Annotated in this window: 19 protein-coding genes and 1 tRNA gene; 12 read left to right on the plus strand and 8 right to left on the minus strand. The window is 67.5% G+C overall.

The features are described from left to right. Positions 1-189: 189 nt before the first annotated feature. Positions 190-264, minus strand: a tRNA-Glu gene (locus ACTJJM_RS18720). Between the two features lie 52 nt (positions 265-316). Between ACTJJM_RS18720 and pcnB the strand changes: the two genes are divergently transcribed. From pcnB to ACTJJM_RS18765, 9 genes are all read left to right on the plus strand, one after another. Next, positions 317-1,690, plus strand: coding sequence for a polynucleotide adenylyltransferase PcnB (pcnB, locus tag ACTJJM_RS18725; RefSeq protein WP_010484302.1), 1,374 nt, complete (start codon positions 317-319; stop codon positions 1,688-1,690). Positions 1,691-1,693: 3 nt separating this feature from the next. Further along, positions 1,694-2,179, plus strand: coding sequence for a 2-amino-4-hydroxy-6-hydroxymethyldihydropteridine diphosphokinase (gene folK / locus ACTJJM_RS18730; protein ID WP_010484304.1), 486 nt, complete (start codon positions 1,694-1,696; stop codon positions 2,177-2,179). 34 nt (positions 2,180-2,213) lie between these two features. Then, on the plus strand, positions 2,214-3,029 hold the full coding sequence (gene panB, locus ACTJJM_RS18735) for a 3-methyl-2-oxobutanoate hydroxymethyltransferase (RefSeq protein ID WP_004153072.1): 816 nt from the start codon (positions 2,214-2,216) through the stop codon (positions 3,027-3,029). Continuing rightward, positions 3,026-3,865 (plus strand): pantoate--beta-alanine ligase, encoded by an 840-nt coding sequence (gene panC / locus ACTJJM_RS18740; RefSeq protein WP_010484306.1) that lies wholly within the window; start codon positions 3,026-3,028, stop codon positions 3,863-3,865. The genes panB and panC overlap by 4 nt, the downstream gene beginning before the upstream one ends. A gap of 66 nt (positions 3,866-3,931) precedes the next feature. Beyond that, positions 3,932-4,429 carry a hypothetical protein gene (locus ACTJJM_RS18745; RefSeq protein ID WP_043402542.1) on the plus strand — a complete coding sequence of 166 codons (498 nt, stop codon included), beginning with the start codon at positions 3,932-3,934 and terminating at the stop codon, positions 4,427-4,429. Positions 4,430-4,516: 87 nt separating this feature from the next. After that, positions 4,517-4,897: an aspartate 1-decarboxylase gene (gene panD / locus ACTJJM_RS18750; RefSeq protein ID WP_005409061.1), complete on the plus strand. Its 381-nt coding sequence runs from the start codon at positions 4,517-4,519 to the stop codon at positions 4,895-4,897. Continuing rightward, complete coding sequence (pgi, locus tag ACTJJM_RS18755; RefSeq protein WP_010484312.1) at positions 4,894-6,408, plus strand: glucose-6-phosphate isomerase; 1,515 nt, start codon at positions 4,894-4,896, stop codon at positions 6,406-6,408. The genes panD and pgi overlap by 4 nt, the downstream gene beginning before the upstream one ends. A gap of 316 nt (positions 6,409-6,724) precedes the next feature. Then, positions 6,725-6,931, plus strand: a complete 207-nt coding sequence (locus ACTJJM_RS18760; RefSeq protein WP_043402549.1) for a DUF6229 family protein — start codon at positions 6,725-6,727, stop codon at positions 6,929-6,931. Positions 6,932-7,013: 82 nt separating this feature from the next. After that, positions 7,014-9,911 (plus strand): type 2 lanthipeptide synthetase LanM family protein, encoded by a 2,898-nt coding sequence (locus ACTJJM_RS18765; protein ID WP_053442821.1) that lies wholly within the window; start codon positions 7,014-7,016, stop codon positions 9,909-9,911. A 21-nt stretch (positions 9,912-9,932) separates the two neighbouring features. Here ACTJJM_RS18765 and ACTJJM_RS18770 read toward each other — a convergent pair whose 3' ends face one another. Further along, positions 9,933-10,496 carry a response regulator transcription factor gene (locus tag ACTJJM_RS18770; protein WP_126560765.1) on the minus strand — a complete coding sequence of 188 codons (564 nt, stop codon included), beginning with the start codon at positions 10,494-10,496 and terminating at the stop codon, positions 9,933-9,935. Beyond that, complete coding sequence (locus ACTJJM_RS18775) at positions 10,493-11,719, minus strand: ATP-binding protein (RefSeq protein WP_126560766.1); 1,227 nt, start codon at positions 11,717-11,719, stop codon at positions 10,493-10,495. Before ACTJJM_RS18775 ends, ACTJJM_RS18770 begins: the two co-directional genes overlap by 4 nt. 114 nt (positions 11,720-11,833) lie before the next feature. On the opposite strand from ACTJJM_RS18775, the gene ispG reads away from it, so the two are divergent. The 3 genes from ispG (at position 11,834) to ACTJJM_RS18790 (ending at position 14,678) form a co-directional block, all read left to right on the plus strand. Next, positions 11,834-13,099, plus strand: a complete 1,266-nt coding sequence (ispG, locus tag ACTJJM_RS18780) for a flavodoxin-dependent (E)-4-hydroxy-3-methylbut-2-enyl-diphosphate synthase (RefSeq protein WP_049483053.1) — start codon at positions 11,834-11,836, stop codon at positions 13,097-13,099. Further along, positions 13,080-13,829, plus strand: coding sequence for a phosphatase PAP2 family protein (locus ACTJJM_RS18785; protein WP_010484323.1), 750 nt, complete (start codon positions 13,080-13,082; stop codon positions 13,827-13,829). The genes ispG and ACTJJM_RS18785 overlap by 20 nt, the downstream gene beginning before the upstream one ends. A 201-nt stretch (positions 13,830-14,030) precedes the next feature. Further along, a complete protein-coding gene (locus ACTJJM_RS18790; protein WP_004153112.1) occupies positions 14,031-14,678 on the plus strand; it encodes a response regulator in 648 nt (215 codons plus the stop codon). A gap of 98 nt (positions 14,679-14,776) precedes the next feature. On the opposite strand, the gene eda is transcribed toward ACTJJM_RS18790, so the two are convergent. The 5 genes from eda to zwf all read right to left on the minus strand — a co-directional run bounded on the left by eda (position 14,777) and on the right by zwf (position 20,776). Then, complete coding sequence (gene eda, locus ACTJJM_RS18795; RefSeq protein ID WP_010484325.1) at positions 14,777-15,436, minus strand: bifunctional 4-hydroxy-2-oxoglutarate aldolase/2-dehydro-3-deoxy-phosphogluconate aldolase; 660 nt, start codon at positions 15,434-15,436, stop codon at positions 14,777-14,779. 205 nt (positions 15,437-15,641) lie between these two features. Beyond that, positions 15,642-17,558, minus strand: a complete 1,917-nt coding sequence (edd, locus tag ACTJJM_RS18800; protein WP_010484327.1) for a phosphogluconate dehydratase — start codon at positions 17,556-17,558, stop codon at positions 15,642-15,644. Between the two features lie 58 nt (positions 17,559-17,616). Beyond that, a complete protein-coding gene (gene pgl, locus ACTJJM_RS18805) occupies positions 17,617-18,339 on the minus strand; it encodes a 6-phosphogluconolactonase (RefSeq protein ID WP_010484329.1) in 723 nt (240 codons plus the stop codon). Then, positions 18,336-19,343 carry a glucokinase gene (gene glk / locus ACTJJM_RS18810; RefSeq protein ID WP_010484331.1) on the minus strand — a complete coding sequence of 336 codons (1,008 nt, stop codon included), beginning with the start codon at positions 19,341-19,343 and terminating at the stop codon, positions 18,336-18,338. Before glk ends, pgl begins: the two co-directional genes overlap by 4 nt. Next, entirely contained in the window at positions 19,340-20,776 is a 1,437-nt protein-coding gene (gene zwf / locus ACTJJM_RS18815) for a glucose-6-phosphate dehydrogenase (protein ID WP_010484333.1), read from the minus strand. Before zwf ends, glk begins: the two co-directional genes overlap by 4 nt. Positions 20,777-20,938 lie beyond the last annotated feature (162 nt).

Consider the following 20,938-nt stretch of genomic DNA (forward strand, 5'->3'; position numbering starts at 1 on the left):
TGGCGCCAAGGATGGCGCCATCGAGCCCCCATGGATGGGTTCACGGCGTGTCCTGCCCTGGGTGACCCCACCGGCTCAAGCCGATTGCAGGCAGGCGCCAAAGCGACCAAGCCGATCGATGCCATTGCAAACCCCGGAAAACAGAAAAGCCCACACAAGGCGGGCTTTTTCGGTTCCTGCTGCGGCGACTGGCGCTCCCTAGGGGACTCGAACCCCTGTTTTAGCCTTGAGAGGGCCACGTCCTAACCACTAGACGAAGGGAGCGTAACTGTGTCGCTGCCGAGGCAGGAGCGCTAGTATATGCACCTCGATGCCATTGGGCAATCCCGAAACTTCAACCGGAAGCGCCAACATCATTTCCTCTGCTACATCACCGTTCAGCCTGCGCGTCATCCCGCGCGACCAGCACACGATCTCCCGCAAGGACATCAGCCCGAACGCCCTGCGCGTGCTTTATCGCCTGCGCGATGCCGGCTTCGGCGCCTACCTTGTCGGCGGCGCGGTGCGTGATCTGCTGGTCAATGGCCAACCCAAGGATTTCGACGTGGCCACCGATGCCACGCCCGAACAGGTCAAGCAGCTGTTCCGCAACTGCCGCCTGATCGGTCGTCGGTTCCGCCTCGCCCACGTCGTGTTCGGCCGCGAGATCATCGAAGTCGCCACCTTCCGTGCCAACAGCGATGACGGCAGCGGCGACCGCGAGATGGAAAACGGCATGCTCGTGCGCGACAACGTGTACGGCACCATCGAAGACGACGCCATCCGCCGCGACTTCACCTGCAACGCCCTGTACTACGCCATCGAGGACTTCTCGGTGCGTGATTACACCGGCGGCTTCGAAGACGTCCAGGCGCGCCTGATGAAACTGATCGGCGACCCCGAGCAGCGTTATCGCGAAGACCCGGTGCGCATGCTGCGTGCGGTGCGCCTGGCGGCCAAGCTCGGCTTCCAGATCGAAGAGGGCACCGCCGCGCCGATCCCGCACCTGGCTGGCCTGCTCAACGAAGCCGCACCGGCACGCCTGTTCGAGGAGGTGCTCAAGCTGTTCCTGTCCGGGCACGGCGTGGCCAGCTTCGAAGGCCTTGAGCGTTACGGCCTGCTCGACGTGCTGTTCCCGGAAAGCGCCAAAGCACTGAAGTCCAACCGCACCGGTGCGCTGCGCCGCATGCTGGTCGAGGGCCTGGCCAACACCGATGCGCGCGTGGCCAACGACGAGCCGGTCTCGCCGGCGTTCCTGTTCGCGCTGCTGCTGTGGCCGGCGTTCTGCCGCGCGCAGGCGACCCTGCTCAAGCAGGGCGTGGCACCGGAGGAGGCACAGCGCCGTGCTGCCGACCGTGTGACCGTGCAGCAGCTGAGCACCATCGCATTGCCGCGCCGCTTTTCGCTGCCGATGCAGGAAATCTGGCTGCTGCAGTCGCGCTTCAGTTCGCGCCAGCGCAAGCGCGTGTTCCGTACCCTGACCCACCCGCGCTTCCGCGCCGCGTTCGATTTCCTCAGCCTGCGCCAGGTCGCTTCGTCCGAGCATGCAGTGGATGTCGAGTTCTGGCGCGAAGCACAGGCGCAGTCCGGTCGCGAGCTGGAGTCGTCGCTGGATGCGATGCACAGTGAAGACGGCGATGACGAGAACGGGGCACCGCGCAAGCGCCGCCGTCGGCGTCGACGTCCCGGTGCTGCTGCGGCGGGCGAGTAAGCGATGACCCTGGCCTGGATCGGCCTCGGCGCCAACCTTGGCGACGCGGCCGCGACCGTGGGCGCGGCGATTGCCGCGCTGGACGGCCTGCCAGGAACGCGCCTGCGACAGGCCTCGAGGCTGTACGCCACGCCGGCGTGGGGCAATGAAGACCAGCCGCCGTTCGTCAACGCGGTGGCCTCGGTCGAAACCACATTGCCGGCCGATGAGCTGCTGCAGGCGATGCTGGCGCTGGAGCTGGGCTTTGGCCGCGTGCGCGATCCGGCGGTGCACTGGGGGCCGCGCGCACTGGACCTGGACCTGCTGCTGTATGGCGCGCAGGTGCTCGACCATCCCGGCCTGCAGGTACCGCATCCCTACATGCACGAGCGTGCCTTCGTGCTGGTGCCGCTGGCCGAAATCGCGCCGGATCTGGCCATTCCCGGCCATGGCCGCGTGCAGGATGCAGTGATGCGGGTGGATGCCTGCGGGATCGCGCCGATAGGGTGATAATGCCCGGGTTATCTCCCCCGGTTATCAGCACATGAGCACCCACGCAGACAGCAAGCCCTGGACCGTTCCCGCCCTGGCCGAGGCCAAGCGCAATGGCCAGAAGCTGGTCATGTTGACCGCCTACGACGCCGGCTTTGCCCGTACCTTCGATGCCAATGGCGTCGACCTGATCCTGATCGGCGATTCGCTGGGCATGGTCGTGCAGGGCCATGATTCGACCCTGCCGGTGACCGTGGCCGACATGGTCTACCACACCCGCGCCGTGGCCCGCGTGCTGCAGCGTGCGCTGCTGGTGGCCGACCTGCCGTTCGGTGCCGATGCCACCCCGGAACGCGCGCTGGATGCATCGCTGCAGCTGCTGCAGGCCGGTGCCGAGATGGTCAAGATCGAAGGTGCCGGCTTCAAGGTCGACATCATCCGTTACCTGGTCGAGCGTGAGATTCCGGTCTGCGCTCACCTGGGCCTGACCCCGCAGTCGGTGCTGCGCCTGGGCGGCTTCAAGATCCAGGGCCGTGGCGATGCCGCGCGCCAGCTGGTGGAAGATGCCAGGGCCGTGGCCGCTGCCGGCGCCAGCATCATGGTGCTCGAATGCGTGCCGACCCCGGTCGCCGCCGAAGTGACCGCGGCGGTGGATGTTCCGACCATCGGCATCGGTGCCGGCCCGCAGTGCGACGGCCAGGTGCTGGTGCTGCACGATTTCCTCGGCCTGGACAGTGGCCATCGCCGTCCCAAGTTCGTCAAGGATTTCCTTGCCGAAGGCGGTTCGGTGGCCGGTGCCACCCGCGCCTATGCCGACGCCGTGCGCGACGGCAGCTTCCCCGACGAACAGCACGCCTACGCCCAATGATCCAGACCTTCAACGAGCTCGGCGCGCTGCGCGAGCAGATCGCCCAGTGGAAGCGCGAGGGCCTGCGCGTGGCGCTGGTGCCGACCATGGGCAACCTGCATGGTGGCCACCATTCGCTGGTGACCCTGGCCCGCCAGTACGCCGACAAGGTGGTGACGAGTATCTTCGTCAACCCGACCCAGTTCGGGCCGAACGAGGACTTCAGCCGCTACCCGCGCACGCCCGAGGCTGACGTGGCCGGGCTGGAGCAGGCCGGCTGCGATGCGGTGTGGCTGCCCAGCGTCGAGGCGATGTATCCGCTGGGCGTGGACAAGACCACGCAGATGCACGCGCCGGGTGTCAGTGAAGTGCTGGAAGGCGCCAGCCGCCCGGGCCACTTCGACGGCGTGTGCACGGTGGTGGCGCGCCTGTTCCTGCAGGTGCAGCCGGATGTGGCCGTGTTCGGCCGCAAGGATTACCAGCAGCTGGCCGTGATCAGGCAGATGGTGGCCGAGCTGTCGTTCCCGGTCCAGATCGTCGGTGCCGAGATCGTGCGCGACGAGGATGGCCTGGCCAAGAGTTCGCGCAACCAGTACCTCAACGCCGAACAGCGACCGGTTGCGACGACCATTCACCGCACGCTGCTGGGCATGCGCGAAGGCTACGTGGCCGGGCACACGCGGGTGCAGATCGAGGCCGACGCCACGGCGGCGCTGCAGGCGGCCGGTTTCCAGGTCGACTACGCCGTGCTGCGCACGCCCGAGCTGGCCGAGCCGACCTTCGACGGCGGTGGCCGCGTGGCGCTGATCGCCGCGCGCCTGGGCACGACGCGCCTGATTGACAACCTGGAGTTCTGAGCCGCACGCGGCTTGGGGGCGCCCGCAACGGGCGCCTCTGCACTTCCCACGGACGGGAGACCGGAAATGAAAGCCCCCAGCACTGATACCGGCCGCCTCGCCCAGGCCTCGATCCTGGCGGTGCTGGCGGCAGGCATGTTGCCGGCCCAGCTGTTTGGCGGCCTGTTGTTCGCGCTCGAATTCAGGCGTACGCCGATGCCTGCGCTCACCGGTGGTGGGCTGATGTTCGTACTGGCCGTCTGCAATGCCATCGCGGTGTTGCTGCCGATGGCGCTGATCCTGCAGTCTCAGCAGCGCCTGCACCGGGCCGGCTTCGTGCTGGTCGGCTTCGGGCTGGGCGCGCTGGCCATGGCCACCTGCGCCTGGCCGGGGGAAAACCAGGGGCCCTGGCTGCAGCGCCTGCGCTACGTCGATACCTTCGATGTGATCAGCTATGCCTTGCAGGTGCTGGCCGCGGGAGGCTTCGGGCTGGTCGCCGGGCTGGCCTTCCATACGGTGTTCCGGCTGTCTCTGGAAGGCAGTTCCGGGCACGCAGCGCCGCCGCCGCCGGGGGAGGGCACCTGAACAGCCTTCAGCGTCCTGCTGCAGCCCCCTGACGATGGTCAAGCGGGTGCTAGAATCCGCTCTTTCCTTTGCCGTTGCAGCGCCCCCATGCACCTGTCCCTGCTCAAGACCAAGATCCACCGCGCCACCGTCACCCATTCCGAGCTGAACTACGAAGGCTCGATCGCCATCGATGACAACCTGCTGGCTGCCACCGGCATCCGCGAGTTCGAACAGGTGCACATCTGGGACGTGACCAACGGTGCGCGCTTCTCGACCTATGCCATCCGCGCCGAAGCCGGCAGCGGCGTTGTCTCGCTCAACGGTGGCGCCGCGCGCCACGTGCAGGTCGGTGACATCATCATCATCGCCGCGTTCGCCAGCATGACCGAGCAGGAAGCCGACAGCTTCAAGCCGAAGCTGGTGTACGTTGATGGCAAGAACCAGATCACCCACACCAACGACACGATCCCGACCCAGGCCGCATGACAACGAACAACGGATTCGACTCGCTGCATTCCCACGCCCAGCGCCTGAAGGGCGCAAGCATCCCCAGCCTGCTCGCCGCCGAACCCGGCCGCGTGCAGGATCTGGCGCTGCGGGTCGGTCCGTTGTACGTCAACTTCGCGCGGCAGAAATACGATGCCGCCGCGCTGCAGGCGTTGCTGGCGCTGGCTGCCGAACGTGATGTCGGCGGCGCCATCACGCGCCTGTTCCGTGGCGAGCAGGTCAATCTGACCGAGGGGCGCGCAGCACTGCACACCGCATTGCGCGGCGACGTGGTCGATGCACCGGTTGCCGCTGAGGCCTATGCCACCGCGCGCGAGATCCGCCAGCGCATGGGCGTGCTGGTGCGCGCGCTGGAAGACAGTGGCGTAACCGACGTGGTCAGTGTCGGCATCGGTGGATCCGACCTCGGTCCGCGCCTGGTCGCCGATGCGCTGCGTCCGGTCAGCGGTGCGCGCCTGCGCGTGCATTTCGTGTCGAACGTGGACGGCGCCGCCATGCAGCGCACGCTGGCCACGCTGGATCCGGCGAAGACCGCGGGCATCCTGATTTCCAAGACCTTCGGCACGCAGGAAACCCTGCTCAACGGCCAGATCCTGCAGGACTGGCTGGGGGGCAGCGAGCGCCTGTATGCCGTCAGCGCCAATCCGGAACGCGCGGCCAAGGCTTTCGCGATCGCCGCCGATCGCGTGCTGCCGATGTGGGACTGGGTCGGTGGCCGTTATTCGCTGTGGTCGGCCGTGGGTTTCCCGATCGCGCTGGCCATCGGTTTCGAGCGCTTCGAGCAGCTGCTGGAAGGCGCCGCGCAGATGGATGCGCATGCGCTGGATGCACCGCTGGAGCGCAACCTGCCGGTGCTGCACGGCCTGACCGACATCTGGAACCGCAACCTGCTGGGCCATGCCACGCACGCGGTGATGACCTACGACCAGCGCCTGGCGCTGCTGCCGGCCTACCTGCAGCAGCTGGTGATGGAAAGCCTGGGCAAGCGCGTGCAGCGTGACGGACAGCCGGTCACCACCGACACCGTGCCGGTGTGGTGGGGCGGGGCGGGCACCGACGTGCAGCACAGCTTCTTCCAGGCGCTGCACCAGGGCACCAGCATCGTTCCGGCCGACTTCATCGGCTGCGTGCACAGCGACGATCCCTACACGATCAATCATCAGGCCCTGCTGGCCAACCTGCTGGCGCAGACCGAAGCACTGGCCAATGGCCAGAGCAGCGACGACCCGCACCGCGATTACCCCGGGGGCCGCCCGAGCACGCTGATCCTGCTCGACGCACTGACCCCGCAGGCGCTGGGCGCACTGATCGCCATGTACGAACACGCTGTGTACGTGCAGTCGGTGATCTGGAACATCAATGCCTTCGACCAGTTCGGTGTCGAGCTTGGCAAGCAGCTGGCCAGTGGCCTGCTGCCGGCGCTGCAGGGCGAGGATGTGGCGGTTGCCGATCCGATGACCCGCGAGATCCTGGCGCAGCTGAAGGGCTGACCCGGCCTGCGGATGTGCCGGCGCCGGCCGGCCATCCCATGCCTCTCCGGTTGCCTTCGATCCGGTCGCGCATGAGTGTCTGCGCGGCCACTCATTCCGTCCTGTTTCCGTGCTGCACATGCCGCGCATCCGCGTGCCTGCCGCAGCGCAGCTTGACTGCGCATCGCGTGCCAATGCAGTGTGCACGGGCGGCTGTACCTGTCATCCAGTATCGCTCGCAGCATGATGTTGATGCCAGGGACTGGCCGTATCCGAAGGAACGTGGAATCGATCCACGTTCTCAACGCCTCATGTTGTGAATGACAGGAGATTGCGAATGGATCTGAATGACGATGTTGTGTCCGGCTGGCTCAACGGCGCGGACGATGTGGATGGGTGCGCCAACCCTGCGGGTTCGCTGTTCATCTACGGTGCGGCAGCCACCGAAGCGGCCCTCACCGGAGCTTCGGACACCATGATCACCGGGGGCACCAACGAGTGCACCACCACGGTATCGGTGATCAACCACTGCCTGTGTTGCTGATGTAACCCGAGCCGGCACGCAGAGGCATGCAGCTGCGTGCCGGCGACTGGAACAGACTTCCCGATACCTTGCAGGGGGCGTAATGACCGCTTCTCCGGCTGCGGCTGCGTTTGCGCGCATCACCGAACATTTCCTTGCCCATGCGCGCGCCGCGTTGGCGACTGGCCTGCATGACCCTGCCATTGCGCTGCAGCCCGGTGAGCGCGAACTGCTGCACGCGCAGGGCGACGCGGCGCTGCGTGAGCATGCCCAGCTCAAGCTCAACCGCGTGCTGCTGCTGGAACTGCACGCCGCTGCACGCAGTGGTGACATCGGCCCGCTGGGCAGTGCGGGTGCGCTGGACGAATTCGTTGCCCTGGCCACGAGCGAGGGCTTCCGTACGCATCTGCAGCGACGCTATCCGGTGCTGCTGCCGCGCCTGACGCGCATGCTCGAAGGACAATGTGCGGCGGTGGTGGAGCTCGCTGTGCGCATCGGCAGTGATCGTGCGGCGCTGGCAGGGTTGCTGGGCGCGCCGGCGGGCACGCTGCATGCCGTTGCATTGGGACGGGGTGACCTGCATGGTGGCGGCCGGACTGTGGCACGGCTGCAGTTCGAAGGCGGCACGGTGATGTACAAGCCACGCTCATTGCGCATCGATGCGACGCTCGACGGCCTGTTGTGCACGCTCTTCGGTGACGGCCCTGACCGCGTATGCGTGCCGAAGGTGATTGATCGTGGCAGCCACGGCTGGGCCGCCTTCGCCGCGCACCGCTACTGTGCCGATGACGTTGAACTGCGTGCCTACTATCGCGGTCTTGGCCATTGGCTGGCGATCCTGCGCCTGGTGGGTGGCACCGACATCCATCTGGAGAACCTGATCGCGGTCGGGCCGGTGCCGGTTGTGATCGACGCCGAAAGCGTGTTCTCCCGGGTAATCGAAATCGAGCCGTCAGGACTTGGCGATGCGTACGACACCGCCGTCAAGCTGATGCGCAATTCAGTGCTGCGTACCGGAATCGTGCCGTTCCGTACTGCCGGCCTGGGCATGGAAGGCGTGGATCTGTCTGCAGCCGGCGCACTGCCGGGCGAGCAGCCGCGGGTGCAGGTGCCGGTGATTGTCGAGGGCGGGACGGAACCGGCCCGGTTGGGCATGGTCGAGGCCGAGGTCTCCGTTGCGCAGAATCATCCCAGCGCGCAGCCCGATGTGTCGTTGTACTGGGACCACATCAGCGAGGGCTTCATCGACGCCAGTGGGCGCCTGCGCGCGCTCGATGCCAAGGGCGAACTGATGCCACTCCTGGCGGCTTTCGAAGGCTGTCAGGTGCGCGACGTGCGGCGGCCGACAATGGCCTACGCAGAGCTCGGGCGGATGCTCTGGCATCCAGCCTCGCTGCACAACGAAGCCCAGGCGGTTGAACGCGCGATCGATCTGCTGGTGCGCAATGCAGCGGTGTCACCGGCTGCGCCATCGGACCTGGACACCGTCCGTAGCGAAGTGGATGACCTGCGCCACGGTGACATTCCGATCTTCACTTCGCAGCTGGACGCAGCGCGCATCCGCTCCATCGCCGACAACTGGCGTGCGATGCGCATCGACCTGGAAGACGTGACCATCCGCAGCACGCTGGTGGCCACCGACCTGAACCAGCATGCGCTGGCCCGCGCCGAGGCTCGATCCGGCTACAGCTATGCCGCACAGCATCCGCGTGCGGACGACCTGGACGCGCGCCGTCGTACGCTGGCCGCGCGCGCGGTGGAGAGCCTGCTGCGGCTGGCGGTGCATGGTGAGGACGGTTCGATGACCTGGATCACCCCCGAGGTGACCCGTACCGGATGGACCGTCCAGCCGGTGCAGCCCGACCTGTATTTCGGGCTGGGAGGTATTGCATTCGCATTGGCGGCTTACCACCGGGAAGTGGAGCAGGGGCGTGCCGACCCAGTAGCGGGGCTGGGCCCGGCCATCGATGGCGCCCTTGCGGTGTTCCAGACCATGTGTGAGCAGCACCCCGCCGAGATCGATGGTGGATTCGTCGGAACCGGTTCACAGATATGGACATTGCTGGCATTGCACGACCTCTTGCAGCGACCGGCGTTGCTGGTGCTGGCGGAACGTTGTGCGGAAGCCGCAGAGCGTCGCGGCTTCCAGGAGGCGACAAAGTTCGAACTGATTGATGGCGTGTCCGGCATGATCCTGCCGTTGCTGTCGCTGGCCGCGGCTACCGGGAACGCACGCTGGCTGGAGCTGGCCGCCGCAGCGGGGCGTCGCATGCAGGAAGCGGCGATCGTCGATGCCGACGGCGCACGCTGGCCGACGCCACAGTTCCGAGAGCCGATCGGTGGCTTCGGCCACGGTGCGATGGGCATGGGCTGGGCGCTGGCACGGCTGGCGCGTTCGGATGCCGGCAGCGTGCCTGAGCGAGCGGCCTGGCGGCAGTTGGCCGAAGGAGCGTTTGCGTTCCAGGCGGCGCTGTTCGAACCGCATACCGGGCACTGGCGTGACATCCACCTGCAGGATGGGCAGAAGAACTTCCCGACCTGGTGCCATGGCAGCGTTGGAATCGGTCTGGCGGCGGCGGATCTGTATGCCCGCACCGGCGATCCCGCGCAGTTGCGTGACATGCGGCGGGCTGTGGCCGACGCGCGCGGCAAATGGGGGTTCAGCCACACCCTGTGCCACGGCGATGTGTCCACCCGGGAGCTGCTGGTGCTGGCGGCTGCGCTGGATCCGGAGGGATGTCCCTATCCGCAGGATGAGGCGGCCATCGAGATCGTTTCTTCAATCGAGGAGCACCAGGGCATGGTCGGCGGACTGACCCGCGCGGCCTTCACTCCGGGCCTGATGATCGGCCTGGCAGGTGCGATCTATGGTTTCCTGCGCATGCATCCGGCCTGCGCGCTGCCGTCGCCGTTGCTGCAGGAGACGACAGTGGCCCGGGTCGATGCACCGGCATCGCGTTCCATTACCGCGCAGGACCGAGCGGTGCTGGCCGAGGTCTGAGCCGGACGGGGCCGGCCGCGATCAACGGCTGGGATCGCGTTCCGGGCTCGGTCGCTTGGCCAGCTTGCGCTGCAGCGAACGCCGGTGCATGCCGAGCAGGCGTGCGGCCGCCGATACGTTGCCACCGGTCTCGTGCATCGCCTGCTGGATGTGTTCCCACTGCAGGCGGCTGATCGGCGTCATCGCGTCCGGCACTTCCATTTCGCCATCGTCGGCCGGGCCGTCATCTTCCTCGCCGAGGGCGCGCAGGATCATCGGCACCGTGGCCGGCTTAGGCAGGTAGTCGTCGGCGCCGAGCTTGATCGCCTCCACGGCGGTGGCGATGCTGGCGTAGCCGGTCACCAGCAGGATGCGCATGTCCGCGCGCAGCGCGCGCAGTGGTTGGATCAGTGCCAGGCCGGAGTCGCTGCCCAGCTTCAGGTCGATCAACGCGAAGGCGGGCGGATGCTGGCGGGCCAACGCCAGTGCGCTGGCGGCATCCTGCGCGGTCTGCGTTTCCAGCCCCTTGCGGGCCAGGCTGCGCTGCAGCGTGCGCAGGTACAGTTCGTCGTCGTCGACCAGCAGGCCGAGGGTTGAGACGCTCATGGGGTTTCCTCGCGTAGGGCCAGCGGCAGGCGGAAGCCGACGCGGCTGCCGGCCCCCTGGGCCGGGCGCATCCACATCTCGCCGTCGAGGCGTTCGATGGTGGCATGGGACAGGGCCAGGCCGACCCCCATGCCTTCACTCTTGCTGCTGCCGAACAGCTTGCCCGGCAGCACCGCGGCGCGCGCGTTGAAGCCGTGGCCGTAGTCGCGCACCTCGCCGATCAGATCGTTGCCTTCGATGCGCAGGTCCAGGTCCACGCGCGGCCGGCCGGCCTGTTCGCCGGCATCGGCGGCATTGTTGAGCAGGACCATCAGCAGATGGCCCACGCCCGGGTCGAGTGGCAGCCGCAGCGGCGCATCGTCGTTGCGGTGCAGGTCGATGGTCGGCCGCACCAGGCGCCACTGTTCCAGTACCTGCTGGGCACTGGAGTGGCTGCGCCCCGGCGCATCGGCCGAGGCCGGTGCGGCCAGCGCCAGCACGCGCTCGCGGCACTGCACCAGCAGCTCGCGCAGTGTTTCCATGTCTTCTCGGACTTCGGGCTCTTCGCTGCGCTCGGCGACGTCATCGGCGAGCAGGGTCATGGTCGCCAGCGGCGTGTTCAGTTCATGTGCCACCGAGGCGGCATGGGTGGCCAGGGCGACGATGCCCTCGTTGCGGGCGAAGCGTTCGCGCAGCGCCGACAGTTCCAGTTCGCGCTGGCGCAGCGCCAGCGCCAGGCGGGTGGAAAAGGTCAGCACGACCGCCGCGGAAATCAGGAAATTGGCGACCACGCCCCAGCGGTTGAGGTCCTGCGCGCGGAAATAGCCATCCGGCAGCGACTGGCCGAAGATGCCGCTGGCGGCGTAGCCGAGCAGGCAGGCCAGCGCGACCGCCAGCGCCCAGCGTAGGGGCAGGGCGAAGGCGGCCAGTGCGATCAGGATCAGGAACAGTGAACTGAACGGGTTGGCCATGCCACCGCTCCAGCCCACCATCCAGGTCAGGATGATCACGTCCACCAGGATGTGGCCGAATGCGGTCAGCGGCGCGGTGTCGGCCGCTTCCGGGCGCAGCTGGGTATAGACGTTGAACAGGGTCAGCACGGCCACGCCGGCCCACAGCGGCAGCTGCGGCAACGGCAGGCCCAGCACCCAGGTGGCGACCAGGATGGTGGCGGCCTGGCCACCTACGGCAAGCCAGCGCAGGCTGCATAGGGTTCGGAGAAACGGGGCGTCGGGACCGGTCATTCACGCTCATCCTATGCGTTCACGCGTGACCGTGCCTGCGACAATCGGCCGCAGCCGTGCCGCCGGCTGAATGCGAGTCACCCGGAATGCGGGAGCGGGCGGTAGAATGCGCCCATGCACGACGCCGTCACCCGCCCGACTCCCCCCTCCGATGCCACCTCCTGGCCCCGCCGCCAGACCCATGCCGTGCAGATCGGCGGGGTCACCGTAGGTGGAGGCAAGCCGGTGGTGGTGCAGTCGATGACCAACACCGACACGTCTGACGTGGCCTCCAGCGTGAAGCAGGTGGCCGAGCTGTGGCGTGCCGGTTCGGAAATGGTGCGTTTGACCGTCAACACCGTTGAAGCCGCTGCGGCGATCCCGCGCATCGTCGACAAGCTGGCGATGATGGGCATCGACGTGCCGCTGATCGGTGACTTCCATTACAACGGCCACCAGTTGCTGACCGCCGAACCGGCGTGTGCCGAAGCGCTGGCCAAGTACCGCATCAACCCAGGCAACGTCGGCTTCGGCAAGAAAAAGGACCTGCAGTTCGCCCAGCTGATCGAGTTCGCGATCCGCTACAACAAGCCGGTGCGCATCGGCGCCAACTGGGGCTCGCTGGACCAGGCCCTGGCGGCGAAGCTGATGGACGAGAACAACCTGCGCGAACAGCCCTGGGACGCCGGTCGCGTGCTGCGCGAGGCGCTGATCCGCTCGGCGCTGGATTCGGCCGAGCAGGCAGTGGAACTCGGCCTGCCGCGCGACCGCATCGTGCTGTCGGCCAAGGTCAGCGGCGTGCAGGAACTGATCGCGGTGTATCGCGACCTGGCCCAGCGCTCGGACTTCGCCCTGCACCTGGGCCTGACCGAGGCCGGCATCGGCAGCAAGGGCATCGTCGCCTCGTCCGCGGCGCTGAGCGTGCTGCTGCAGGAAGGCATCGGAGACACCATCCGCATCTCGCTGACCCCGGAACCGGGCCAGTCGCGCACGCAGGAAGTGATCGTCGCCCAGGAACTGCTGCAGACCACCGGCCAGCGTGCCTTCACGCCGCTGGTCACGGCCTGCCCGGGCTGCGGCCGCACCACCTCCGAGTTCTTCCAGGAGCTGGCCAAGGTGGTGCAGAACCACGTGCGCGAGAAGATGCCGCTGTGGAAGATCCACCACCCGGGGGCGGAGAACATGACCCTGGCGGTGATGGGCTGCATCGTCAACGGGCCGGGTGAGTCGCGCCATGCCAACATCGGCATCTCGTTGCCGGGCACGGGTGAAACGCCTGCAGCGCCGGTGTTCGTCGATGGCGAGAAGAAGGTGACCCTGCGTGGCGACAACATCGCCCAGGAGTTCGTCGCCCTGATCGACGATTACGTCGAACACACGTATGTCCGAAGCGCCGGATAAGCCTGCGATCCTCGCTGCACCGGAGTCCGCCTCCGGCTTCCGCCACTGGATGGCGCGCAACGCCTGGCGCCTGGTCCTGCTGTTCGGCGGTGTGTTGCTGCCGCTGGCCGGCTTCGTCGCCCTGGCTGACGAGGTGCACGAGTTTGAATCGTTCCATTTCGACGCGCCGCTGCTGTGGCAGATGCATGGCCTGCATTCGCCGCTGCTGGACCGCTTCTTCGTGCTCATCTCCAAACTGGGCTACGAATGGTTCCTGATCCCGGCCGACGTGCTGATCATCGGCGCGCTGCTGGGCTACCGGCGTTGGCGCGAGGCCACCTTCGTGGCGGTCAGCTTCGTCGGCTCGGCGCTACTGAACATGGGCAGCAAGCACTTCTTCCAGCGCCAGCGCCCCAGCCTGTGGGAATCGATCGCGCCGGAATCGACGTTCAGCTTCCCCAGCGGCCACGCGATGGGCTCGATGACCCTGGCGGTGACCCTGGTACTGCTGGCCTGGAACACCCGCTGGCGCTGGCCGGTGCTGCTGCTGGCGCCGGCATTCAGCCTGCTGGTCAGCGTGTCCCGGGTCTATCTGGGGGTGCATTACCCCTCCGATATCCTGGCCGGATGGTGTGCCGCGCTGGTTTGGGTGGTAGGGTGCTATCTGGTCATGTTCAGTCGCCGGCACCCCTGGCGACGTCACGGCCCGCCGCCAGCGAAGGCCAGCGAAGCATCATCACAGGGGGATTGACGTGGATGGCCCTTGAGGGACGTCTACGTGATAGATCAGTTGTTTCGTTGCAGCAGGTTCTGCAAGACAGGGGGCAAGCACAACGCGCGGTACTGTGATGCGCAAGGCAGATTGCCGGGGTCGCATTCCGAACGCGCTTGCAGGGGTATCGGCACCCCACCTAGCTTGACCTGCAATGGCCGCATTCGAAGAGGTACGTGAATGACGATTCGAGTCTACCTGGTGGATGACCACGCACTGGTCCGCACCGGTATGAAGATGATTCTGTCGGGGGAAACCGACATCGAGGTGGTGGGCGAAGCCGAGACCGGCGAGGACGCGCTGCGCGAGGTCCGCCAGCTGCTGCCGGACGTAGTGCTGTGCGACCTGCATCTGCCGGGTGTGAGCGGCATGGAAGTGACTGAGCGCATCGTGCGCAGCCACCGCAATACCCGCGTGGTGATCGTGTCGGTGCTGGAAGATGGCCCGCTGCCGAAGCGGCTGCTCGAAGCTGGTGCTGCCGGCTACATCGGCAAGGGCTGCGACGCGCAGGAACTGCTGCGCGCGGTGCGCGACGTGGCCGGTGGCCGTCGCTACCTGGGTACCAGCATCGCGCAGAACCTGGCGCTATCGACGGTGGAAGGCAACGGTTCGCCATTCGACAGCCTGTCGCCGCGCGAGCTGGAAGTGGCGTTGCTGCTGACCCAAGGCCTGCGCCAGGAAGACATCGCCCGCCGTCTGAGCCTGAGCGCGAAGACGGTGAACACGCATAAGGCGCGGTTGTTCGAGAAGATGGGGATCCACGACAACATCGCGTTGGCGCGGATGGCCAGCCAATACGGGCTGGTGGATCCGGCACGGCCGCTGTAAGGGATTCGGCCTTCGGTAGAGCCGAGCCCATGCTCGGCTGCGCTTCATTCCGCTGGAGTGGAGCCGAGCGTGGGCTCGGCTCTACAGCTGCGTTGGGCTCAGTGGCCGCGAACGCGCTGGATGATCTTCGCGGCGTCAGCGGCGCTGGCGCGCACCTTGTCCCATTCGCCGCCGGCGATCCAGTTGCCCGGCACCATCCACGAACCACCAATGCAGACCACGTTCTTCTGTTCGAGGTACTCGGCGGCGGTGTTTTCGGTGATGCCGCCGGTCGGGCACAGCTTCAGGTCGGCGACCGGGCCGGCCAGGCCCTTGATCATCGCCAGGCCACCCACGGCCGTGGCCGGGAACAGCTTGCACACGCGGAAGCCGCGCGCATAGAGCGACAGAAGCTCGGTCGGCGTGGCCGCACCCGGCACCACCGGTAGCGGCGCAGCGGCCAATGCATCGGCCAGCGCCGGCGGCGTACCAGGCGTCACCAGGAAGTCCGCGCCCGCATCGATCGACTGCTGCATCTGATCCACGGTCAGCACCGTGCCCGCGCCCACCACCACATCCGGCAGCTCGCGCTTGAGCATCGCCAGCGCTTCCATCGCCACCGGTGTCCGCAGCGTCAGCTCGATGGCCGGCAGGCCACCTTCCAGCAGCGCCGCACTGACCGCCCGCGCCTGGTCCAGCGTATGAATCGTCACCACCGGCAGGATGCCCGCCGCATGCAACAGCTCCGCCGCCTTCACCTGATGTTGTTCGATACCCATGCTTTTGCCCTTGCCTTTGCTCTTCTTGATTCAGTGGCCGCAGCGCAGATGACGCGCCGGGAATTGTCCAAGGGCAGTAGAGCGCCCTGGCCGGGACCGTGAGCGGCATGGATGCCGCGATCGAGCCCCCATGGATGGGTTTACGGCGTGTCCCGGCCAGGGCGCTCTACTGCCCAGGCCGGGAAGCCTGCCGCGGCTTTTCGCTTCAGGCGTCCTTCGCCTCATGCGGTGCCGCCGCCGCCGCGGCATCATGTCCCAGCTCGTACTCCGCGTCGTAATCCCACGGCCCACCATCGGCCGCCGCCGGCCCACACGAAATCGAAATCGCCCCCTGGTCCGCCGGACCCACCATGCGACGGTTGATCGCAAACAGATTGCGGCCCAGGTCATGCGCGGCCGGCGCGGTGTTCGGCGCCAGCGGACGTGCTGCCCATTCCGCCGCATCCACCAGCACTTCCAGCGTGCCGGCCTCGCCATCCAGGCGGATCATGTCGCCTTCGCGCACTTTGGCCAGCGGGCCACCGCGCGCCGCTTCCGGCGTCACGTGGATCGCCGCCGGAATCTTGCCCGAGGCGCCGGACAGGCGGCCGTCGGTGACCAGTGCCACACGCCGGCCCTGGTTCTGCAGCAGGCCCAGCAGCGGCGCCAGCGAATGCAGTTCGGGCATGCCGTTCGCACGCGGGCCCTGGTATCGCACCACCGCCACAAAATCCTGCGGCAGCAGGCCACCGGCGTGCAGCTTGTTCAAAACCTGTGGTGCATCCACCACCACCGCCGGTGCTTCGATCGTGCGGTACTGCGGCTTCACCGCCGACAGCTTGATCAGCGACTTGCCCAGGTTGCCGCGCAGCAGGCGCAGGCCGCCCTGGTGTTCGAACGGGTTGTCGACACCGCGCACTACTTCGTCATCGGCGCTGCGTTCCAGGCCCGGCAGATAGACCAGCTGGCCGTCGCGCAGCTGCGGCTCGCGCGCATAGTCGGCCATGCCGCCACGCGCGACGCTCACGAGGTCGCCGTGCATCAGGCCCGCCTTGATCAGCTCGCCGAACACGAACGCCGGGCCGCCGGCCGCAGCGAAGCGGTTCACGTCGGCGTCGCCGTTCGGATAGACGCGGGCCAGCAGCGGGATCAGCTGCGACAGCTCGTCGAAGTCGTCCCAGGTCAGCACGATGCCGGCGGCGCGTGCCACGGCGATCCAATGGATGGTGTGATTGGTCGACCCACCGGTTGCCATCAGCGCGATGACCGCGTTGATGATCGCGCGCTCGTCGATGATCCGGCCCAGCGGACGGAAGTCATCGCCCAGCGCGGTGATGTCCAGCGCACGTTCGGTGGCTTCGCGGGTCAGTGCATCACGCAGCGGCGTGCCCGGGTTGACGAACGACGCACCCGGCAGCTGCACGCCCATCGCTTCCAGCAGCACCTGGTTGGAATTGGCGGTGCCGTAGAAGGTGCAGGTGCCAGCGCCGTGGTACGACGCGGACTCGGCTTCCAGAAGCTCTTCGCGGGTGGCTTCGCCGGCGGCGTAGCGTTCGCGCACTTCGGCCTTCTGCTTGTTCGGAATGCCCGGGGTCATCGGGCCGGCCGGCACGAACACCGCCGGCAGGTGGCCGAAGGCCAGTGCGCCGATCAGCAGGCCCGGCACGATCTTGTCGCACACCCCGAGGTAGACGGTGGTGTCGAACATGTCGTGGCTGAGCCCGATGGCGGTCGCCTGTGCGATCACATCGCGCGAGAACAGCGACAGTTCCATGCCGCCTCGGCCCTGGGTGACGCCGTCGCACATCGCCGGCACGCCGCCGGCCACCTGTGCGGTGGCGCCCAGCTCGCGGGCGATCTCGCGGATCTGCTCGGGATAGGTCTCGAACGGCTGGTGCGCCGACAGCATGTCGTTGTAGGCGGTGATGATGCCCAGGTTCGGCGTCACGCCACCGCGCAGGCGGCTCTTGTCGGTGCCGCCACAGGCGGCGAATCCGTGGGCGAGGTTGCCGCAGCTCAGGCGGCTGCGGAACGGGCCCTCACGCAGGGAGGCATCGATCGCGGCCAGATAGGCGGCACGCGAGGCGGCGCTGCGGCGGATGACACGCTCAGTGATGGCTTGCAGTTGCGGATGGAGGCTCATTGGCTACCGGCGTTCGTGGTGGCGAGAGGCAAGCGGCGGCGCGGCGCCGCCGCCGACATCAATCAGCCCAGTGCACGCGCAGGCGCGCGCCGTCCAGGTTGATTGCATTGAGGATCGGGTACTGCTGGGCGTCGTTGCTGTCCAGCGCCTGGCGCAGCACCTGCAGCTTCTGCTTGCCGCGCAGCAGCAGCAGGCGCTGGCGGCACTGGCCCAGCCCGTGCGGGGTCAGCGTGATGCGCAGCGGCCACTGGTTCGCGCCCGGGCAGCCGGTGGCGTCCAGTGCCGCGTAGGGCAGGGTGCTTTCCAGTGCGCGGGCCAGGTCCTTCGAGCCCGGGAACAGCGAGGCGGTGTGGCCGTCGTTGCCCATGCCCAGTGCCACCAGGCTCGGCGGCTGGCTGTGCTGGGCCTGCAGGTTGGCGGTGTAAACGCATTCCGGCAGCGGCTTTCCGATCCGTACCAGCGGATCGAAATGCGCACCTTCGGCGCGCTTGAGCAGGTGCTCGCGCACCAGCCAGGCGTTGCTGTCGCGATCCTGCGGCGACAGCCAGCGCTCGTCGGCCAGGCTCACTTCCACCCGGTCCCAGTGCACGTCCAACTCGGCCAGCGCCTGGTAGACCGGCGCCGGCGTGGTGCCGCCGGACAACAGGATGCGGGCGCGGCCCACTTCGTTGATGTCGTGGTTGAGGGTCTGCGCCATCTCGGCGGCCACTGCCTCGATCCAGCCATCGGCATCGCCGTGGCTGATGAACTCGATGCGGTCGTCGTGGAAGGTGGGACTCATGCGGCAACTCCAGGTGCGTCACGTTCGGCGTCGGCGGCATAGGCGGCGGCGCCCAGCAATCCGGCGTGGGGATGCATCACGGCCAACGAGGGAACGCGCGCCATGATCGAAGAGAACCGCCCCTTGTGTTCGAAGCGCTGGCGGAAACCAGAGTGCTGCAGCGAATCGAGCATCTTCGGAGTCAGACCACCGGTCAGGAACACGCCATCCCAGGCACCCTGGGTCAGTACCAGGTCGCCGGCAATGGCGCCGAACACCGCGCAGAACACGTCCACGGTGCGCATTGCCTGCGGATCGCCATGCAGGGCACGGGCGGTCACGTCCACCGGCTGCAGCTGGCCGGGATCGATACCGGCCATCTCGCACACCGCGCGATGGATGTTGACCAGGCCGGGGCCGCAGATCAGTCGCTCGTTGGAGACGCGGCCGAACTGCTCGGACAGGATTTCCAGGATGCGGATCTCCTCCGGGGTTCCCGGCGGGAAGCTGACATGGCCGCCTTCGGTTTCCAGCGGATAGCAGCGTCCGTGGCGCAGGATCAGGCCACCGACACCCAGGCCGGTGCCCGGACCGATCACCGCGTAGTTGCGCGGCTGGCCCGGCTTGCCCGGCACCCAGGCGGCACCACCGACCTGGACCACGTCATCGGGCTGCAGCAGTGAAATCGCCATCGCCTGTGCGGCGAAATCGTTGATCAGGTGCAGTTCGTCGAACCCGAGCATCGCTGCGGTGCGGCTGCGCGAGATCACCCACGGATGGTTGGTGATGCGCGCTTCGTCACCATCAACGCGACCGGCCACTGCGAACACGCCGCGGCTGGCGGTGGCGCCGATCTGTTCCAGATGGTGGCGCGCGGCATCACCCAGCGATGGGAACTCCGCCACCGCGTACTCGCGGATGCTGTCCTTCTGCAGCGGTGCGTCCTGCGAGGTGTCGGCCAGGGCGAAGCGGGCGTTGGTGCCGCCGATGTCGGCGACCAGCACCGGCTGCGAGCTGGCACTCATGCCGAGGCTCCGCTGTCCGGCGCGTCCACGCCCTGCGGCAGGAACTCGCCCGCATTGCTCGGGCCCCATTGGCCGGCGGGGTAGGGCTCCAGCGGCAGCTTGGCGTCCTTCCAGGCATCGGCCACGCTGTCGATCCACGCCCAGGCGGCGCGCACTTCGTCATCGCGCACGAACAGCGTGTGGTTGCCGTTGAACGCATCCAGGAACAGGCGCTCGTACGCGATGCGGCGGTGCAGGCCGGTCGGCACCGACAGCTCCAGCTCCAGCGGGTGCAGTTCCAGCGCGCCCCATTCCGGGCCGGCCAGGCTGCTCATCAGGCCCAGTTCGATGTTTTCCTGCGGCTGCAGCTGGAACACCAGGCGGTTTGGTGCGGCCTGCGCGCGCTGCGGGCGCTCGAACAGCCAGTGGGTGACCGGCTTCAGCGTGACCACCACGCGGGTGGTGCGCTCGGGCAGGCGCTTGCCGGTGACCAGGTGGAACGGCACGCCGCTCCAGCGCCAGTTGTCGATGTGCGCAGTGACACCGGCGAAGGTCTCCACGTCGCTGCCTTCCGGCGGCTGGTAGGCCTGTGCCGGCTGGCCGTTGATGGTGCCGGCGGTGTAGCGGCCGCGGATGCTGTCACGCGCGGCGTGCTTGGCATCAAGCGGACGCAGGGCGCGCAGCACCTTGACCTTCTCGTCGCGGATGCGGTCGGCTTCCAGCGACGCCGGCGGTTCCATCGCCACCATGCACAGCAGCTGCAGGATGTGGCTCTGCACCATGTCGCGCAGCGCGCCGGAGCGGGCGTAGTAGGCGTCGCGGCCATCCACGCCTTCGCTCTCGGCCACCAGGATGTGCACCGATTCGATGTAGTTGCGGTTCCACACTGCCTCCAGCAGCGTATTGCCGAAGCGCAGCGCGATCAGGTTCTGCACTGCCGCCTTGCCCAGGTAGTGGTCGAGGCGGAACACGCGGTCCTCGTCGATCCACTGGCCGATGGTAGAGATGATCTCCTCGGCGCTCTCGCTGTCGCTGCCGATCGGCTTCTCCAGCATCAGGCGTGCCGGTGCGGCAAGTGCGCCGCCCTTGGCCAGGCCTTCGCAGGTGGAGATGTACAGACCCGGCGGGATGGCCAGGTAGCTGACGCACTTGCGGTGCACCAGGTCGGAGACCGCGGCGGCAACCGAGTCGACGTCGCGCAGGTCGACCGAACGGTAGTCGATGCGGCGCAGCAGGGCACTGATGTCGTCCTGCGTGGCCATCGGCATGGCCTGCTGCAGGCGCGGGCGCAGGATGTCATGGAAGGCTTCGGTGTCATGCCCGGACAGGGCCAGCGCACGGATACGGAAGTCCTCCGGCAGCAGGCCGTCGCCAAGCAAGCGAAGCAGCGAAGGGAACAGGTAGCGCTGGGCCAGATCACCTGTGGCACCGAACAGGAAGAGGGTGTCGTGCATCGCTCGAGTTTCAGATCCGGGTGACATCGTTGTCAATCGCTTCATGGCTGGGTTCGGGGGACATCCGCGCAACTGCCTGTCCGAGGCTCGTCAGGGGCGATCTCCGGGGTGGCGGAAGACCGTTCCATTCGAAACCACTGCCGCGGCGGAAGCTTCGTTCCA

This window comes from Stenotrophomonas sp. 22692 (assembly GCF_052045015.1).
In the GTDB taxonomy this organism is placed as follows: Bacteria; Pseudomonadota; Gammaproteobacteria; order Xanthomonadales; family Xanthomonadaceae; genus Stenotrophomonas; species Stenotrophomonas geniculata.